The following is an 18,495-nucleotide window of genomic DNA, read 5'->3' on the forward strand; positions in this document are numbered from 1 at the left end:
TAGCCTGCCAGAGCCCGCACCAAGAAGTTTCTGACGCCATGAGCGACCGTTCCGATACCCCCACCGCCGTCATCCGTCTCGCCGATTACCGCCCGCCCGCGTGGACGGTTGAGCACGTGGACCTGGCGTTCGACCTCGGTATCGATCGCAGCGAAGTGCTGGCCACGCTCGACCTGGTGCGCCAGGCGGACGAGCCCATCCGGCTGAACGGCGAGGGCCTGGAACTGCTGGAACTGCATGTCGATGGCCGCCGTCTCGTCGAGGGGGAATACATCCTCGCCAACGGCGTGCTGGAAGTCGGCGTCGAGGGCGACCGCTGCACGCTGGTCACGCGCGTGGCCCTGCGCCCGGCGGAGAACACCGCGTTCGAAGGCCTCTACCTTTCGGGCAGCCGCGACAAGGGCTTCCTGCTGACACAGTGCGAAGCCGAGGGCTTCCGCCACATCACCTATTACCCCGACCGCCCGGACGTGCTGGCGAAGTACACGGTGACGCTGCGCGCCGACAAGGCACGCTTCCCGGTACTGCTTGCCGGCGGCAATCCGGATGGCGCGGGCGACCTGCCCGATGGCCGCCACTGGGCGCGCTTCGTGGACCCGCACCCGAAGCCGAGCTACCTGTTCGCGCTGGTTGCCGGCCGGCTGGAACGGATCAGCCAGGACTACACCACCGCCGACGGTCGTAAGGTGGACCTGCACATCTGGGCCGAGGCCGATGTCATCGACCGCTGCGACTACGCAATGGATTCGCTGGTGCGCTCCATGCGCTGGGATGAGCAGGCCTACGGGCGCAACTACGATCTCGACGTGTTCCATGTGGTCGCCACCCATGACTTCAACATGGGCGCGATGGAGAACAAGGGCCTCAACATCTTCAATGCGAAGTACCTGCTGGCCGACCCGGATTCGAGCACGGACGACGAGTACCGCCATGTCGAGGCGGTGGTCGCGCATGAGTACTTCCATAACTGGAGCGGCAACCGCGTCACCTGTCGCGACTGGTTCCAGCTCAGCCTGAAGGAAGGCCTCACGGTGTTCCGTGAGCAGAGCTTCTCGGCGGACATGAATTCCGCGCCGCTCAAGCGCATCGAGGACGTGGCCCTGCTGCGCCGTGCGCAGTTCCCCGAGGATGCCGGCCCGCTCTCGCATCCCGTGCGGCCATCGCAGTACTCCGAGATCAACAATTTCTACACCGCCACCGTCTACGAAAAAGGCGCCGAGCTGGTGCGGATGATCGCGGGCCACCTGGGCCACGACGGTTTCCGCAAGGGCATGGACCTCTACTTCGAGCGCCACGACGGCGAAGCCGCGACCATCGAGGATTACCTCAAGGCGCTGGGCGACGCGAACGGCGTGGATCTCTCCGCTTACCTCGCCTGGTACGGCCAGGCGGGTACCCCGCGCCTGAGCGCCGAAGGCCGCTACGAGGCCGACAAGCACCGCTACCGCCTGCTGCTGCGCCAGCGCACGCCGGCGAGTGCGGGCCAGCCGAACAAGCAGGCCCTGCCGGTGCCGGTGCGCCTGTCGTTGTTCGACGCGAACGGGCGTGCGATGCCGCTGCGCCTGGAAGGCGAGTCCGCCGCGGACGCCGGTGAGCGCACCGTGGTGCTGACCCAGGCCGAGCAGGCCTTCGTCTTCGAGGACATCGCGTCCGCGCCCGTGGCGTCGCTGCTGCGCGGCTTCTCCGCGCCGGTGGTGCTGGAATGCGAATACGCGCCCGCCGAACTGGCCCTGCTGCTGCGCCATGACGCCGACGGCTTCAACCGCTGGGATGCCGGCCAGCAGCTGGCCGGCCTGGCCTATGACGAATACCGCGACGGCAAGCCGGAAGGCGCCGCGGTGGTGGCGTGGGCCAGCGCGCTGGCGGGCCTGTTCCACGATGCGTCGATCGATGACGCCCTGTTGGCCGAACTGCTGACGCCGCCGGGCGAGATCGAGCTGGTCGAGCGCCAGGCCGAGCGCGACCCGGAACGCATCCGCGCCATCCGCCGGGGCATGCTGCGCGCCCTCGCCAAAGCCATTGGCATCGATGCCCTCAAGGCGCGCTACGCGGCGCTGCGCGAGGCGGCGAGCGACGGCCTGGACGCAGCCAGCCAGTCGCGGCGCCAGCTCAAGCGCCGCCTTCTGGACCTGATTGCCCTCGTCGACGCGAGCGGCGCCGTGGCCCTGGCTGGCGCGCAGTACAGCGACGCACCCAGCATGACCGACCGCCTGGCGGCCCTGACCACCCTGGCCGTCACCGATGCGGCCGCCGGGGAGCAGCCGCTGGCGCACTTCCGCCAGCGCTATGACGGCAATGCGCTGGCGCTGGACAAGTGGTTTGCGGCGCAGGCGCAGCTGCCGGGCGACGCGGCCCTGGCTCGTGTGCAGGCCCTCGAGGACGACCCGGCATTTACCCTGAAGAATCCGAACCGGGTGCAGGCCCTGCTTGGCACGTTCGCCCGGGCCAACCCCACCGGCTTCCATCGCGCGGACGGCGCGGCGTATCGCTGGCTCGGGGATCGCCTGGTGGCGATCGATGCGTTGAACCCGCAGGTGGCCGCCCGCGTGGCGACCGCGTTCAACGGCTGGAAACGGCTGGAAGCCACCCGGCGCGAAGCGGCCCACGCCGTAGTCGCAGAACTCGCCGCGCGCAAGGACCTGTCACGCGATTTGACGGACATCCTGGCCCGAGTTGCACTGGGGTGACGCAGGTATCAAAAACTGACGCTCAGCGTCACCAATTGCCGAAATAGAGCCGATGTTTGACAAAAAAGTCACACACAGTTCATCCGATCGGTGTAGTGTTGGCTTCAACGAAAAAAGCCGCGGCAGGGGCCGCGGCTATTCGTGCCAATCACTTCGGTTTCTGGCGCCCGGCAGCACGGTCATCCTGGATTCCCCCTGTTCCTGAGACCGCCGGGCGCCAGATCTCATTCGCAGAACCGAATGGGGCATCCTTGCCCACATCCTGCTTCCTTCCCCCGGCACGCGATCGAACCCCTGTCGCTCAATCTCGGCGCGCGTATGTCGCGCAGCGTCTGCCCGGTGGAAGTGCCCTGTAAGTCAAGCAGCATCCGTGCCAACCTTGCGTATACGCGGCGATTGATGCGCCGCATCGGCGTGCCCAACTGGCGCTAAAATGACCAGCCTGGTCCCCTGCTCGCGGCCCCTCCCATGCTTCATCAACAAACCTACGACGTGATCGTGGTCGGTGGCGGCCACGCCGGCACCGAAGCCGCGCTGGCCGCGGCCCGCGTCGGCGCGCGCACGCTCCTGCTCAGCCACAACATCGAAACCATCGGCCAGATGAGCTGCAACCCGGCCATCGGCGGCATCGGCAAGGGCCACCTGGTCAAGGAAATCGATGCGCTGGGCGGCGCCATGGGCCGCGCGGCGGACCTGGCCGGCATCCAGTGGCGCACGCTCAATGCCTCGAAGGGCCCGGCCGTGCGCGCCACGCGCTGCCAGGCGGACCGTGCGCTGTACAAGGCCGCCATCCGCCACATCGTGGAAACCCAGCCCAACCTGAGCCTGTTCCAGCAGGCCGTGGACGACCTGCTGCTGGAAAACGGCCGGGTGATCGGCGTACGCACGCAGATGGGCCTGGACTTCCACGCGCCGGCCGTCGTGCTCACCGCCGGCACCTTCCTCGCCGGAAAGATCCATATCGGCCCGGCGCAATACGCCGGCGGCCGCGCAGGGGATCCGCCGGCGTCCACGCTGGCCGCGAAACTGCGCGAGCTGCCGGTGGCCGCCGACCGGCTGAAAACCGGGACGCCGCCGCGCATCGACAGCCGCAGCATCGACTTCAGCGTGCTCGAGGAGCAGCCCGGCGACGACCCGATGCCGCACTTCTCCTTCATGGGCTCGGCGGCGGACCATCCGCGCCAGGTGAGCTGCTGGATCACCCACACCACCGAAGCGACCCACGAACTGATCCGTGGTTCGCTGGATCGCTCGCCGCTGTACAGCGGCCAGATCGAGGGCGTGGGCCCGCGCTACTGCCCGTCCATCGAGGACAAGGTGGTGCGCTTCGCCGACAAGCTCTCGCACCAGATCTTCGTCGAACCGGAAGGCCTGGATACGTTCGAGATTTACCCGAACGGCATCTCCACCTCGCTGCCGTTCGACGTGCAGTACGCCCTGGTCCGCTCGATCCCCGGCTTCGCCAACGCGCACATCACCCGGCCCGGCTACGCGATCGAATACGACTATTTCGATCCGCGCGGGCTGCAGCCGTGGCTGGAGACCAAGGGCGTGCCGGGCCTGTATTTCGCCGGCCAGATCAACGGCACCACCGGCTACGAGGAAGCGGGCGCGCAAGGCCTCATCGCTGGCATGAACGCGGCGCTTGCCGTGCGTGGCGAGGCGCCGTGGTATCCGCGCCGCGACGAAGCTTACGTGGGCGTGCTGATCGACGACCTCACCACCAACGGCACCATCGAGCCGTACCGCATGTTCACCTCGCGCGCCGAGTACCGCCTGCACCTGCGCGAGGACAACGCGGACCTGCGCCTGACGCCGGAAGGCTATGCGCGCGGCGTGGTGCCCGAAGACCGGTTCCGCCGCCTCGAAGCCAAGCGCGAAGCGTCCGAGCGCGAGACGGCGCGCCTGCGCGGGCTGTGGGCGGCACCGACCAACGCGCTCGGCGCGGCGGTTGAGCGTTCGCTGGGCATCGCCGTCAGCCGCGAGACGCATGCGCTGGACCTGCTGCGCCGCCCGGAACTGGACTACGCCGCCCTGATGGCCGTGCCGGAACTCGGGCCGGCGGTCGCCGATACGGAAGTCGCCACGCAAGTGGAGGTGCAGGCGAAATACTCCGGTTACCTGGAGCGCCAGCGCGACGAGATCGAACGCCAGCGCCGCCACGAGGCAACGACGATCCCGGGCGATTTCGATTACGAGCGCGTGCGCGGGCTGTCGGCCGAGGTGCTGACCAAGCTGAAGCGGTCCCTGCCGGCGACGATCGGCCAGGCCTCGCGGATCAGCGGCGTCACCCCGGCGGCCATTTCCCTGCTGCTGGTGCACCTGAAACGCCGCGCGGCCTGACCTCTGGCTCTCGGCGGGCCGCCGGGCATCTGGCATCATCCGGGGCAGTTGGCGATTGATGGGATGAGACACCATGCAAGTCTGGCTTGGACGGAACGGCGAACGCTTCGGCCCCTACACCGAAGATGAAGTGCGCCAGTGGCTGCGCGACGGTACCTGCGGCCCGGACGAACTGGGCTGGCATGACGGGATGACCGACTGGCGCCCGCTGGGCGAGCTGTTCCCAGGGGAACGCCCTGCCGCTGTTCCGCCCGGCGCGGTTCCGCCGCCGCCCCCGCCGCCGCCGTTCCTGGGCGTGACCGACGAGGCCGCCCCTGAATACGCCGGCTTCTGGCTGCGCTTCGGTGCGTGGGTGATCGATTACATCGTGATTACCGTGCCCTCCACCTTCATCGCCATGGCAATGGGGTTCCAGCACGCCATCACCACGCTGTTCCAGCAGATGGAAACCAACCAGGCGGCGGCGATGAGCGCCTACCTGGATGAAGTGCGCCCGATCAGCTACATCGTGCTGCTGATCGGCTTCGCCTATTACGTCCTGTGCGAGTCGTCGAAGTGGCAGGGCACCCTGGGCAAGCTCGCCGTCGGCATCCGGGTCACCGATACCAGCGGCCAGCGCCTGACGCTGGGCCGGGCGGCCGGGCGCAACCTCATCCGCCTGGCCAACGCCGTGCCCTTCCTCTCCGTGTTCCTGCCGATGGTGTTCTACGTCACCGCGGCCTTCTCCGAACGCAAGCAGGGCATCCACGACATGCTGGCCGGCACCTACGTGCTGACGGGGCGCGCTGACGCGCGTGTCGCGTCTGCCCCACGCAGCGGCACCAGCGGCACCTTCGACGCCTGACGGACCCGGCTGGCCGCTCCGGCGGCCGGCTTCCCTTTCCTGCTTGCTATCATCGGCGGCCCGGCCCTTGTTTCGGCCGGCCGAGCACGCACAGGAAAGACATGCAGAGCATCGAACAACGTATCGCCCAGGACATCGCCGCCAAGCCCGAACAGGTGCGCGCAGCGGTGGAACTCCTCGACGGCGGCGCCACCGTGCCGTTCATCGCCCGCTACCGCAAGGAAGTCACCGGCGGCCTCGACGACATCCAGCTGCGCCTGCTTGAAGAGCGCCTGCGTTACCTGCGCGAACTGGAAGACCGCCGCGCCGCCATCCTCGACAGCATCGTCGAGCAGGGCAAGATGACCGACGCGCTGAAGGCGGACATCCTCACGGCCGACACCAAGGCGCGCCTGGAAGATCTCTACCTGCCGTTCAAGCCCAAGCGCCGCACCAAGGCGCAGATTGCCCGTGAAGCCGGCCTCGAGCCGCTGGCCACCGGCCTGCGTGACGACCCGACGCAGTCGCCCGAGACGCTGGCCGCCGGCTACGTCGATGCCGACAAGGGCGTGGCCGACGTGAAGGCCGCCCTCGACGGCGCCCGCGCCATCCTCATGGAATCCATCGCCGAAGACGCCGCCCTCGTGGGCGAGCTGCGCGACTGGCTGTGGGAGAAGGGCCAGATCCGCGCCGTCGTGGTGCCGGGCAAGGAAAACGAAGGCGCGAAGTTCCGCGACTATTTCGACCACACCGAGCCGCTTTCGAAGATCCCCTCGCATCGCCTGCTCGCGCTGATGCGTGCGCGTAACGAAGGCGTGCTCGAGATCGACCTGCATCCGGCCGTGGACGCCGACCAGGGCCATGCCGAAGGCGAGGGCCGCGTTGCCGCCCGCGCGGGCATCCTGGACCGCGGCCGCCCGGCCGACGCCTGGCTGCGCGAAACCGTGCGCCTCACCTGGCGGGTGAAGCTGCACCTGCACCTGACGCTGGACCTGTTCGGCCGCGTCCGCGAAGGCGCGGAAGACGAAGCCATCCGCGTCTTCGGTGACAACCTGAAGGACCTGCTGCTCGCCGCCCCAGCGGGCGCGAAGACGGTGATGGGCCTGGATCCGGGCATCCGCACCGGCTGCAAGATCGCCATCGTCGATGCCACCGGCAAGCTGCTCGCCTACGACACCATCTACCCGCACGAGCCGCGCAACCAGTGGGACCAGTCCATGGCCCGCATCGCCCAGCTCAGCAAGCAGCACGGCGTGGGCCTGGTCGCCATCGGCAACGGCACCGCGTCGCGCGAGACCGACAAGCTGGTCGGCGAAGTGATGCGCAAGATGCCGGACCTCAACCTGTCGAAGGTGGTGGTCAGCGAAGCCGGCGCGTCGGTGTACTCGGCGTCCGAACTGGCCTCGAAGGAATTCCCCGAGCTCGACGTCTCCATCCGTGGCGCCGTCTCCATCGCGCGCCGCCTGCAGGATCCGCTGGCCGAGCTGGTGAAGATCGAGCCCAAGGCCATCGGCGTGGGCCAGTACCAGCACGACGTGAACCAGGTGAAGCTGGCCCGCGCGCTGGACGCACGCGTCGAGGATTGCGTGAACGCGGTCGGCGTGGACGTGAACACGGCCTCGGCACCCCTGCTCGCCCGCGTCGCCGGCCTCTCGTCCAGCGTGGCGGAGAACGTGGTGAAGCACCGCGATGCCAACGGCCCGTTCGGCAGCCGCAAGGAACTTCTCAAAGTACCGCGCCTTGGCGACAAGGCCTTCGAGCAGTGCGCCGGCTTCCTGCGCATCACCGGCGGCAGCAATCCGCTGGATGCGAGCTCCGTGCATCCCGAGGCCTACCCCGTGGTTGAGCGGATTCTCAAGCAGTGCGGCCGCGAGGTGAAGCAGATCATCGGCGATACCGCGTTCCTGCGCGGACTGAAAGCGGACGATTTCACCGACGCCAGCTTCGGCGTGCCGACGGTGCGCGACATCCTCAAGGAACTCGAAAAGCCGGGCCGCGATCCGCGTCCGGAGTTCGTCGCGCCGAGCTTTGCCGAAGGCGTGGAAGACCTGAAGGACCTCAAGGTCGGCATGGTGCTCGAAGGCCGCGTCACCAACGTCGCGGCCTTCGGCGCGTTCGTCGATATCGGCGTGCACCAGGACGGCCTCGTCCACGTGTCGGCGCTGTCGCACACCTTCGTCAAACACCCGCGCGACGCGGTGAAAGCCGGCGATATCGTCAAGGTGAAGGTCATGGAAGTGGACCTGCCGCGCAAGCGCATCGCGCTGTCGATGCGCCTGGACGACGTGCCGGGCGAAGCCCGCTCGGGGCGCCCCGCCCAGCGCGACGACGCCGCCCCCGGTGGCAATCGTCGTGGTGGCCCCGGTGGCGCTCGTCCGCCCCAGCCGCCGAAGGCGGCACCCGCGCCAGCCAACAGCGCTTTCGCGGACGCGTTCTCGAAAGCCCTCAAGCGCTGACCGTTCCTGCCTGATCGGTTCTGCGAAAACACTGCGGCGGCGCAGCATGCGCCGCCGTATGGCTTCGGCTACGGTAACGATTCTCTAACGCCCCACACACGGAGTGATTTCAAAATGCGTATTCGCCATCTTGCCGGCGCCATTGGTGCTGCCCTGCTCTTCAGTGCCGGGGCGCACGCCGACGGGTTCACGCAGGTTGTGTCGTTCGGCGATAGCCTGAGCGATAACGGCAACGTTTCGATCCTTTCCGGTTCGCCGGTGGTCACCCGCTTCACGACCAACCCCGGCACCGTCGCGGTGGAGAACATCGCGAAGTACTTCAACCTTTCGCTGACCCCGTCGCTCCAGGGCGGTACGGACTTCGCGTTCGGTGGCGCGCGCGCGGCCATCGCCAACCCGACCCCGGCGACCTCGGCACAGATCCAGCAGTACCTGACGGCCACGGGCGGCAAGGCTGACCCGAACGCCCTGTACACCATGTGGATCGGCGCCAACGACATCCTGGCCGCCACGGCCAACCCGGCCACCGCGCAGATCGTCGTCGGCACGGCCGCCCAGCAGGAAGTCGGCCAGATCAAGGCCCTCCAGGCCGCCGGCGCCAAGACCATCGTCGTCTTCAACCTGCCGGACGTGGGCAAGACCCCGGCCGCGCAGTCGGCCGGTGCCGCCGCCGCTTCCAGCATCACTTCGCTGTCGCAGATCTACAACGGCATCCTCTCCGGCGGCCTGTCGACCGCGAACAAGGGCATCGTGTCGATCGACACGTACTCGCTGCTCAACGAAGTGATCGCCAACCCGTCGGCCTACGGCTTCAGCAACGTCACCGTGCCGGCGTGCACCACGGCCAGCTCGATCACCTGCTCGCCGGCCACGCTGCGTGACCCGAATGCCGCCGCCACGTACCTGTTCGCCGACGGCATCCACCCGACCACCGCGGCGCACGCGCTGCTCGGCCAGTACGCCATCTCCGTGCTCGAAGCGCCGAAGAAGATCTCGCTGCTCGGCGAAGCCGGCCTGGCGACCGATGCCGCGCAGATGCGCGCGCTGCGCAACCAGATGATCGCCGATAACTTCGGTGCGGATTCGCGCTTCTTCGCCTCGGTGGACTACGGCCAGCAGAAGTACAAGGACACCGACAACTCGCCGAAGACCGACAGCGACAACGTCAGCCTCACGGTCGGCGCCGATGCGCGCGTCAACGACAACTTCAGCATGGGCGTCGCCCTCGGCCTGAGCTCGGCCAACGCCGACTTCCAGGGCGGTGGCGGCTACAAGATGACGGATGTCTCCGGTTCCGGCTTCGCCTTCTACCACCAGGGTGGTGGCTACGCCGGCGCGTTCGTCAGCTTCGGCCAGCTGAGCTTCACCGACATCGACCGTCGCATCGACCTGGGCGCGGCGCGCCGCACCGAGACGGGCAAGACCGACGGTTCGCATGTCGGTGGCGGCCTCACCGGTGGCTGGTGGTTCGGCGACGACTCGCTGAAGACCGGCCCGTTCGCCACGGTGGAGTTCGAGCAGCTGCGCGTGTTCGGCTACACCGAGCGCAACAACACCAGCACCGCGATGACCTTCGGCAAGCAGACCCGCAACGCCCGCATCGAAACCGCCGGCTGGCGCCTGCAGGGTTCGTGGGCCACGGGCAGCACCGTGCTGCATCCGTTCGCGGAAGTGGCCTACAACCACGACGGCCGCGCGGATGCGCGTTTCGTCACCGCCGGCCTCACCAACATGAGCGGCCAGTTCGAACTCCAGGGCTTCACCCCGGACAAGACCTGGGCCACCGCCGACGTCGGCGTCTCGGCGGACTTCAGCAAGCGCTGGAGCGGCTGGGCGAGCTACAGCGGCCGTTTCGGCGATGACACCCAGCGCCTCAACAGCCTCAACCTCGGCGTGAAGCTGGCTTTCTAAGCCAGCTTCACCTCGCGGGACAGGAGCAAAAAAAACGCCGGCGAAAGCCGGCGTTTTTCTGTGCCTGAAGCGACGGCTTACTTCTTGCCGCCGGCTTTCGCGTACATGGCTTCAGCCTGGCTCTTCAGGGTGTTGGCATCGGCGTCGCTGAGGACGTCGACCTTGCTGCCCGCCTGGTTCTGCTTGAGCACGAGTTCGCCGGCGTCGTTCCAGCCTGCACGCTCGGTCGAGGTCGGCTTGCCGTCCTTGCTCGGCTTCTTCTCCTGCACGATGACCCACGGCTTACCGTTCTTGTAAGCGTAGTTCGTGGAGGTAAAGCCCTTGTCGCCGTAGTCGACCAGCTCGATGACGAACTGGACGTCGTTACCCTTCTTGAAGATCTGCCAGCCGCGCGACTCGCCTTCCTTCAGCGCGGTGCCCTGGGTGACCTTCATGCCGCCGATGTTCTTCTTGACCGACTCGTAGCCGGCCAGCTCCTTCTCACCCGGGGTGGCTTCACCGACGAGCTGGATGTTGGCAACGGCCTTGGCGCCCTTGGTCAGCACCGGGGTCTTCAGCGGCGACGAGTAGTGACGCTCGCCGTCCTGCAGGGAGACTTCGACGATGTACATGTCGTTCGGATTGAGGTCCGACGCCGTGAAATCGAGCTGGAACGCCTGCGGCAAGTTCACCGGGCTGATCGTCTTGGCGGCGAGCGGCTGCGAGCCCTGGGCGGAGACGTCGACCAGCTTGAGGTCGAGCTTGGCGTCCGGGGAGAGCTGGCCACCTGCATCGCGCAGGGTCACGGTGCCGGTCACGGCGTTAGCGGGAGCGGCGGGAGCGGCATTCTCGCCACCAGCGGCGGCCTGCTGGCCGTTGTTGTCCGAACCGCCACCACAACCGGCAAGCGCCAGGGCGGATACGGATGCGAGCGACAAGAAGATCCTGCGCATGGTCGAGCCTCGTAGAAACGGAAAAGTGTGTGGGTCACGGAAGATACGCAAGCGCATGGCCCGCAAGGACTTCCGGGGGGAACCATGGAGCATACCGGCAAATCGGCCGCCGGAAAAGTCAAGTGCAACACCGCCCGCATCGCCTGAATCCGTGGTCCGGGTCGCAGGTTACGGCGAAGTCTTGCCGAAAACGCTAAGCCCCTGATTTTTCCCCGATATCACTGGCAAGCGGGATTGGATCGATCTAAGTCCTCTCAAAAAAAACGCCACCCGGGGTGGCGTCTTTCCAGAATACCGCCACCCGAAGGTGGCGGCGAGTCCTGATCTTCCGTGGATCAGTAGTCGTAGGTGACACCGAAGCGGAAGTAACGCGGGGTCTGCAGCGCGATCGGCACGTTGTAGGTCGGCAGCGGCGCGCTGGTGGTGCTGTAGTACGGGTACGACTGGGTCTTCTTCTGTTCGTTGAACAGGTTGAAGACTTCGGCCGTGAAGCCGAGCTTGCCATCGGCGAACGCCGGACGGTAAGCCAGGGCGCCCGACACGGTGTGCGTGATCGGGTTGCGGCCAACGGCGCCCGGGGGCGACGGCTCGCCACCACACCAGTGGTAGGCGGTCGTGCCGTAGCCGGCGTCGACCTGGTCCGGACCGAAACCGCCGTAGCAGTTACGCGGCGCACCCGAGACGATGGCGATGTTGCCCGAGACCTGCCATTCCGGCGTGATCTCGTACGCACCGTAGGCCTTCAGCGCATGGGTGTGGTCGTTGGCGAGCTTGCCGTTCGAGTACACCATGAGCGGGGCGTTATCCCACGCCTGCGTGACGGACGGATCGCTGCGCGTACCGGCATCCGAATCGGTCTGGCCTTCCGAGTTGCCGTACAGCTTCGAGTACACGTAGCTGACGTTACCCCACCACTTGCCATCACCCTTCTCGTGCTGCAGGTGCAGCTCGAGCGCGTAGTAGTGACGCTTCAGGTGCGGGAAGCCCAGGTCGGCGTTGGTCGCGTGGAGCGTGTCGTAGCCACCCGCGGCGTTCGGCGCGAGGAAGGTGTTGGCGCGACCCGGGTTGAACAGGTAGCAGCTCACGCCGGCGTCGGACAGGTTGACCGCCGAACCACTGGCCGTGAACAGGTCCTGCAGGCGACCGTTCGGGTTGGAGCCGGTATCGCAATAATCGTCGATCGCGTTGCCGAGCTTGCGGTAGGTGATCTTGGCGCCGTACACCCAGTCGGTACCCAGGGTCTTGTCGAAGCCAGCGATGAACTCATCCTGGTACTCGGACTTCAGGCCGCGGGCGCTGACGATGTTCGGATCCTTCGCCTGGCCGTACTCGTTGTTCGGCGAGTAGGGCTGGCCCGGGCCGTTCACCGTGTTGAGCGCGGTGAGGCCGGTCGGGTAACCGGTGGCCGGGTCGATGCCCGTGTACGAGTAGTACTCGTTGGTCTGCGTCGAACCGGACGCGCCGCGCAGGGCGGGCACGAGCGGCAGGGCGAGGTAGTAACGGCCGGCGTTCGCGTACACCTTGAAGCTGCTGTCGCCGTACACGTCCCAGCTACCGCCGAGGCGCGGGGCCCACTGCGGCTTGGTCTGGGTGATATAGGCTTCGTTGCTGCCGTTGTAGTTGGTGAACTGGTCGTTACGCAGGCCGAGCGACAGCTTGACGGTATCCGTCACCTGCCACTGGTCCTGGATGTACTGCGCACGCTGGCGGACGCGCACCGAAGCGGCGGTCTGCTGGCGGTACTTGGAGACGTAGTACGGGGTGCCGACCGGCGACGACACGGCGCCACCGGCGATATCGCCACCCTCTTCGACCGTACCGTAGCTCCACTCGTAGCCGGAGTTGTTGTAGATCGACTCGCCGTCGTTCAGGTCCTGCGTGTTCTGGTTGTCGATACCGGCCGACAGCGTGTGATCGCCGAGGACGTACGACAGGTCAAAACGGTAGTTCGTGACCTTGCTCTCGTGGGTCGGGTCAGGAACGGTCGTCAGGTTCTGCGCGTTGGTGATGCCCTGCGGGAAGCCGCCGGTGTAGGCCGGGTTCTGCTGGTCAGCGCCGAGGATCGGGATCAGGTTCGGATCCGTCGTACCGGTCTGCGTGTAGAGCTTCGTGTCCTGCTTACCGTACTGCGCGGTAACGGTCAGGCTGTCGGTGATGTAGCCGGTGTACTTGGCCACCCACATCGTCTGCTTCGTGCGCGCAGCCGTATCGGCAGCGATGAAGTCGCCGTTCTGACGGGTCGTGTTGTCGAAGGCGTACACATCGCCGGTGTAGTCGTGCTTGACGCTCGCACCGGTCACTTCAAGGATGTTGTTATCCGTGATGTTCCAATCGATCTTGGCGTACATCTTCGGATCTTTGTACGTCTGCACGTAGTTCTTGTTCTGCGAAGCGGTCTGGACGTTGTCGCCCTTCGACTTCGCGGCTTCCACGGCGACGAACGCGAACAGGGTGTCCTTGATCAGCGGGCCGCCGGCGTAGGCCGAAGCGACAGCTTCCCAGGTCTTGTTCAGGTTGCGGTAGCGGTACACCTGGCCGTCACGCGACGAGCTGTCCGGGTACTTCGCATTGATCGGGTCCGCCTTGGCGAACTCGGGCGTCCACAGGATCTGGCCACCGAAATGGAAATCGTTGGTACCGCGACGGCCGACGACGCTGATCACGCCACCGTCCGAACGGCCGTACTGTGCGCCGTAACCGCCCGTCAGGATTTCCTGCTGGTCGATCGCGCCGTACGGGAGGGTCATGCCACCGTAGCCCGAGATGGGATCCGTGGTGTTCATGCCGTTGATGTAGTACGCGTTCTCGGTCACCGACGAACCGCCGAACGAGACCAGCGACTGGCCGGTCGGGCTGGCGAAGCCGGAACCGGTGGCGCCCTGGGCAACGCCCGGGGCCAGCAGCGCGATGGCTTCAGCCGAACGGCCGAGCGGCAGCTGCTTGAGCTGGGACTGGGTGATGACGGTGCGCGAGTCAACCGACGAAACGTCGATCGGCGGCAGCGCGGTGCCAACAACGGTCACGCCTTCGAGGTTCGAGGCGTTGGCAGCCGTGGCGGCAGCGGCGGCGAACGAGACGTCCGAGCCCTTGCTCACGGTGACCGCGACGTCCTTGCGGGTGTCGACGGTGGCGCCGCCCTTCATGAGGTTCACCGTGTAGGCGCCCACCGGAAGGTTGTTGAAGGTGTAACGGCCGTTTGCGGCGACGGCGGCTTCGCGGGTCACGCCAGTGGCGCTGACGATCTGAACGGTGTCGCCGGCTTCCGCGGTACCGAAAATGCTACCCGTGGTGGCCTGGGCGTAGACCGAACCGGTCAGGCCCATGCCGATCGCCAGCGCGAGCGCGAGCGACGAACGACGCAGGCTTGACGCCTGCAGAGTGCTACGAGAACTCATGTGCAAATCTCCCCAGATCGGCCCAAAAAGGGCCTGAAAACATGCAAAACCGACCAATGGCCGGAAAAAAAGGTTCGGCCTTGGGGTGCATGTTTTAGGGGTGGATCGCAGGCGCTCCAACTCCTCCCAGAGTGGTGGCACCGCTCCCCTTTTGACCTGCTCCCATCAAGCCCGTCAACGCTGTCCGGGTGGGTTTCTCGCATCCACGAGACGACCACACGGACTTCGCCGAGCCCGAATCTAGGCGGAGCCAGACCACCGTGTCAACAAATTATTTACACGGGGTCGGCGTTTCAGGGCCGCGGGGAGCGAGCCGCCAGTCTCGACCAACTGCTGGACGGGACTGGATTTTTGTTCTGGACCAAGCGCTTCTTCCTAAAAAGCGCCCCCCGCCCGGGGAGGGCGAGAGGCGATCTGGGGAGTTGCTCCGGGCCGGCCTGGCGGGGGGTGGATAGACCCCCGCCGGCCTTTTTTGTTGTTATCCCGTGACGACTTCTTAGAAGTCGTAGCTGATGCCGAAACGGGCGTAGCGCGGCGTCGTCTGGTAGAGCGGGACGTCGTAACGCGGGTTCAGGCTCTGGGTGCTGCCGTGGATCGGATAAACCTGCGTTTCCTTGCGCTGGTTCAGCAGGTTGAACACCGTGACGTTGAAGGCCAGCTTCTTGTCGGCCCATTCCGGGCGATATTCGACAGCGCCCGTGACGATGTACGTCCAGGGGTTGTGGCCGGCGGCACCCGGGGGCGACGGCTGGCCATCGCACCAGTGGTAGTACGAGCCATAACCCAGGTTCGGGTTGGTCTGGTTCGGGCCATAGAGGCCCAGGCAGCTCTTCGGGGCGCCCGAAGCGATGTTGATGTTGCCCGAGACCATCCACTCCGAAGCCAGCTGGTAGGAGCCGTAAGCCTTGAAGTTGTGCTTGCGGCTGTTAGCCAGTTCGCCGTTCGAGTACTGCATGACTTCGGCGTAATCCCAGTCCACCGTCGCCGAGACGTTGTCCTGGCGGATGTCCGAACGGACCTGGCCTTCCGAGTTGCCGTAGCTCTTCGAATAGACGTAGTCGAAGCGGACCTGGTACTTGCCGTCCCACGCGTGGTCCAGGTACATCTCCAGGCCGTAGTAATTGCGCTTGGAGTGCGGGAACCCGAAGTCCTGGTTGTTCATGTCGACGCTGTAGTAGCCGCCATTGGTGTTCGGGATCAGGAACGTGTTGGCACGGCCCGGGTTGAACAGGTAGCTGCCCTGGATGTCGCCGATGGTGTCCGGATCGATACCCGAGCGCTCCATCTTGCGCAGGATGGCGCCGCTGTCGCCGACGTCATCGATCGCGTTGCGCAGCTTGCGCACCGTAGCCTTGGCGCCGTACGTCCACTTGTCGGTCAGCGCGGCATCGAAGCCGAGCAGGAACTCATCCTGGTATTCCGACTTGATGTCGGTCGCGGCGGCCGTCTTCGGGTCGCGCGGGATGCCGTACTCGCTGTTGGCCGAGATCGGGCCGCCCGTGCTGCTGAAGATCGGGGTCAGGCCCTGCGGGATGCCGTTGCCGTCGATGCCCGTGTAGTTGAAGTACTCGCGGGTGTAGAGCGAGGCGCCGGCGGAACGCAGCGCGACGGTCGCCGGCAGCGCGAGGTAGTAACGGCCCGCGTTGGCGTAGATCTTCAGGCTGGAATCACCGTTGACGTCCCAGGTGGCACCGATGCGCGGGGCCCATTGCGGGGTGGTCAGGCGCAGGTACGGCACGCCGTCGGAGTTGTAGTTGGTGAACTGGTCATTGCGCAGGCCGACCTTCAGCATCCAGCGGTCATTCACCTGCCAGGTGTCTTCGATGTACTGCGCGCGCTGCGTGGTACGCACCGACGACGCCGTGCGGTAGACGTAACGGGCAACGTAGTAGCCACGGCCGCCCGGGGGCGCCACGTAGGCAGCGTCGGTCGGGACGTCACCGATGATCGGCGTGTTGGCGTCCGTCTTCCAGTATTCCCAGGCGTAGCCCGGGCCCGTGGTGGAATCACCGTCGTCCTTGTCGAGCACCTTCTGGTTATCGATACCTGCCACGATGGTGTGGTCGCCGATGTGGTAACCGAGGTCGACGCGGAAGTTGGTGTTGGTCGACTTGTGGCGCGGGTCAGCGGTGGTCGCGGCCGGGTTGGCGTTGGTCACGCCATTGGCGATGAGCGGGTCCTGCTGGTTGGCCTGGATGATCGACGGCAGCGACTGGTCACCACCGGTGGAGGTGTAGTACGTGCCCTTCATCTTGCCGTACAGGGCCGTCAGGGTCAGGTCGTCGGTGATGTAGCTGGTGAACTTGGCGGTGTAGAGATCCGCACCGGACTTGTTCAGCGGCGCACCGGCCGTGTCCTTGCCCACGTAATCGCCACGGGTCTTGTCAGCGTAGCTGTACTCGTAGATCGACGCGTCGTAATCCTGCTTGTTCGACGCACCGGTGACTTCGAGGATGTTGCTGTCGGTGATGTTCCAGTCGATCTTGCCGTAGAGCTTCGGGTTACGGTACGACTGCTTGTAGACGAACGGCGCGGCCGAGCTGGTGATCTGGTCACCCTGGCGGCGTTCCTGTTCGGCGGCAAGGAAGACGTACAGCGTGTCCTTGATCAGCGGGCCGCCGGCGTAAGCGGAGTACGTCGTGCGCCAGGTCTTGTCGCTGCGGTTGTCGTCATACAGCGCGCCAGCCTGCGAACCCACCTGGCGGTAGTAGTTGATCGGGTCGGCCTTGGTGCCCTTCGGCTCCCACAGCACCTGCGCACCGAAGTGCCAGTCGTTGGTGCCGCGCTTACCGACCTGCGAGATCACGCCGCCCGACGAACGACCATAGGCCGCGCCGTAACCACCGGCGAGGATTTCCTGCTGGTCGATGGCGCCGTACGGCAGGGTGATGCCACCGAAGCCGCTGAGCGGATCGGTCGTGTTGAAACCGTTGATGTAGTACGCGTTCTCGGTGACGGCGCTGCCGGCGATCGAGACCAGCGCGTTACCGGTGGGGCCAACGAAGAACGAGCTGCCTGCGACGGCACCCGGCGCCAGCAACGCGATGGCTTCGGCGGTACGGGCCAGCGGCAGCTTCGAGAGCTGTTCGGAGGTGATCACGGTGCGCGAGTCGACGGCGCTGACGTCGATGGACGGCAGCGAGTTGGCCGACACGGTGACGCCTTCCAGGCTGGCGGCCTGGCTGGCGCTCGCGGCCGAGGTAAACGACACGTCGGTACCGGCGCCGACACGGATGCTGACGTTGGAACGCGAGTCAACGACGGCGGAGCCCTGGTTCAGTGACACCTTGTAGTTGCCCAGCGGCAGCTGGCTGATGGTGTAGCGGCCGGAGTTGTCGACGGTGACGGTACGGGTGACGCCCGTGTCACTGGTGGCGGTGACGGTCTGGCCGGCGGTAGCCGTACCAAAGATCGTGCCGCTCGTGGCCTGCGCAAGCAGGACGCCCGGCGCGGCCGTACCCAGGCTGATCGCCAGGGCCAGCGCGGTGCGACGCCCGAAGGAGGCGGTGCGGAAGGAACGCGATTTCATCAAATACTCTCCCCAAAGTGAAAAACACTTACCGCAAAGAATTACGAGTGTCGCGGCAAGCCGACCCCGACCCGGCTTACGCCAGGTTCGAAAAAGTCGGTGGTGGAAAATCCCCTTTAAACAATGGCATCGGTAAAGCGATGCCATCCCCCGAACACGTCACTATCCGTGACTGGAGTCACATATACGTAAGGTTTCGCCTACACGCAACATGGAAATTTCACAAAAATTAAACGCTTAAGCAGTCATTTCCACGGCAGCCTGTTCAGCTGTAGGAGAATTCCTACAAGCATCAAGCTTTTACGAAGCAAGTAACTGACTAAGCAGGCTTTTTTACCCTGCTTTTTGTAGGAAATATTCCTAGGCGCAAAAAAAGCCCCCGGCGACTAAACCGAGGGCGATCTGGGGAGACATCATCT

The 18,495-nt window shown here is 65.9% G+C and carries 8 protein-coding genes; 5 read left to right on the forward strand and 3 right to left on the reverse strand.

Translation table 11 applies throughout. The features are described from left to right. The first annotated feature begins 38 nt into the window (after positions 1-38). From pepN to FIV34_RS19615, 5 genes are all read left to right on the forward strand, one after another. Entirely contained in the window at positions 39-2,687 is a 2,649-nt protein-coding gene (pepN, locus tag FIV34_RS19595; protein WP_139985166.1) for an aminopeptidase N, read from the forward strand. Between the two features lie 468 nt (positions 2,688-3,155). Beyond that, positions 3,156-5,030 (forward strand): tRNA uridine-5-carboxymethylaminomethyl(34) synthesis enzyme MnmG, encoded by a 1,875-nt coding sequence (gene mnmG, locus FIV34_RS19600; protein ID WP_139985167.1) that lies wholly within the window; start codon positions 3,156-3,158, stop codon positions 5,028-5,030. A gap of 73 nt (positions 5,031-5,103) precedes the next feature. Next, positions 5,104-5,874 (forward strand): RDD family protein, encoded by a 771-nt coding sequence (locus FIV34_RS19605; RefSeq protein ID WP_139985168.1) that lies wholly within the window; start codon positions 5,104-5,106, stop codon positions 5,872-5,874. 101 nt (positions 5,875-5,975) lie between these two features. After that, a complete protein-coding gene (locus FIV34_RS19610) occupies positions 5,976-8,309 on the forward strand; it encodes a Tex family protein (protein WP_139985169.1) in 2,334 nt (777 codons plus the stop codon). Positions 8,310-8,423: 114 nt separating this feature from the next. Then, positions 8,424-10,220 (forward strand): autotransporter outer membrane beta-barrel domain-containing protein, encoded by a 1,797-nt coding sequence (locus FIV34_RS19615; RefSeq protein WP_139985170.1) that lies wholly within the window; start codon positions 8,424-8,426, stop codon positions 10,218-10,220. A 77-nt stretch (positions 10,221-10,297) separates the two neighbouring features. Here the strand turns inward: FIV34_RS19615 and FIV34_RS19620 are convergent, their stop codons facing one another. From FIV34_RS19620 to FIV34_RS19630, 3 genes are all read right to left on the reverse strand, one after another. Next, a complete protein-coding gene (locus FIV34_RS19620) occupies positions 10,298-11,152 on the reverse strand; it encodes a DUF1481 domain-containing protein (RefSeq protein ID WP_139985171.1) in 855 nt (284 codons plus the stop codon). A gap of 335 nt (positions 11,153-11,487) precedes the next feature. Further along, positions 11,488-14,547, reverse strand: coding sequence for a TonB-dependent receptor (locus FIV34_RS19625; protein WP_139985172.1), 3,060 nt, complete (start codon positions 14,545-14,547; stop codon positions 11,488-11,490). A gap of 496 nt (positions 14,548-15,043) precedes the next feature. Further along, positions 15,044-18,076, reverse strand: coding sequence for a TonB-dependent receptor (locus FIV34_RS19630; protein WP_139985173.1), 3,033 nt, complete (start codon positions 18,074-18,076; stop codon positions 15,044-15,046). Between the last annotated feature and the right edge of the window lie 419 nt (positions 18,077-18,495).

Origin of the sequence: Luteibacter pinisoli (genome assembly GCF_006385595.1) — a bacterium.
GTDB classification, from domain to species: Bacteria; Pseudomonadota; Gammaproteobacteria; order Xanthomonadales; family Rhodanobacteraceae; genus Luteibacter; species Luteibacter pinisoli.